The following is a 1330-nucleotide window of genomic DNA, read 5'->3' on the forward strand; positions in this document are numbered from 1 at the left end:
TTGGTGCAATGGCTCTAGCTGTTGATGTAAGCTTGCTAAGTCTTCTTCGTTTACCACCAAATCATCAGCATGGTGATTACGTTCAGTACGGTGAAGTTGGTTTGCCATGATGGCTTTTATTTTCACTACACTTTGTTCATCACGCAGACTGGCACGCGCAAGTTGCGTCTCTTCATCTACATCAATGACTAAAATACGTTGGCATAAGTTAGCAAGACCTGCTTCTGCGGCCTCAATGAGTAGTGGGGCTGACAATATAACATAGGGTGAAGTGCTTGCTGCTAGTTGTTGTTTTGCAGCCTCGCGAATAGCAGGGTGGGTAATGGCTTCAAGGTCAATAAGCGCGGCAGGATTGGCAAACACGTGTGTGCGTACTGCTGCACGGTCCATGTGACCTTCTGCATCAATTACCCATTCTCCAAGCTTTTTTTGAATCTTACGCAAAGTAGGGCTGCCTTTCTTTACTACTTCATGAGCAATCACATCGGCATCAATGATGTCAATTCCCTGTGCTGCAAACCAATCGCTGGCGGCAGACTTACCACTACCGATACCGCCTGTTAGCCCAACCACTAAGGTCTTGTTCTGTATTTTAGCTTGTTGGCGTTTATGTACAGGCGTTTCAGAATATATTGACATAGCGGTGACTTATTGGCTCGTAAGTTGGTAGAAAAGACAATTATGAATATTAGTACTAATGAATTGCTTGTTCTTATCAAACAATCGTCATTAATCAACTAGCTTAACGCGTACCGCCGATAAAGATATAAGCATTCGTTTGTTATATTGTAATTCTATATTAAACATACATATCTAAATACCAATTAACAATATCAGAGCCATAAAGGAGAGCAATTATTCCAGCGATCGCAATATAAGGTCCAAAGGCAAAAGGCTGGCTCTCTCCGTGCCTTTTCATCAAAACAATACCGACAATTAAGCCTAGTAAAGAAGATAGAAGAATGATCAACGGCAACATCATAGGTCCAAGCCAAGCCCCCAATACTGCTAGTAGCTTAAAATCACCTTGTCCCATACCATGTTTTTTGGTTATGAGATAAAACACTTTTACGACGATCCATAAAGACAAAAATCCTAGCAATAACCCCCAAACCGATTGGGTAGGGGAGACAAACCAGCCTTGAGAGTTCACTGCTAAGCCCAATCCTGCTAATGGAAAAGTCAGTCGATCAGGTAATAGCTGCGTATCAAAATCGATACCAGTTAAGGCAATCAATGTCCATACCAAAATGAGAGCAGACAAGCCAGCAGCTGTAACGCCAAATTGATAGATAACCAATGCTGATAGTAGCGCAGTGACTAGCTCTAC

2 protein-coding genes are annotated in these 1330 nt (G+C 42.3%); both read right to left on the reverse strand.

Annotated elements, in window-relative coordinates:
• The coding region (gene coaE, locus ACS8FD_RS14845) for a dephospho-CoA kinase (protein ID WP_439276421.1) at positions 1 to 639 on the reverse strand (639 nt) is incomplete at its 3' end.
• A 160-nt stretch (positions 640 to 799) separates the two neighbouring features.
• A partial coding sequence (locus tag ACS8FD_RS14850; RefSeq protein ID WP_439276422.1) for a prepilin peptidase occupies positions 800 to 1330 on the reverse strand: 531 nt, incomplete at its 5' end.

It is taken from the genome of Psychrobacter sp. 1U2 (assembly GCF_051847575.1).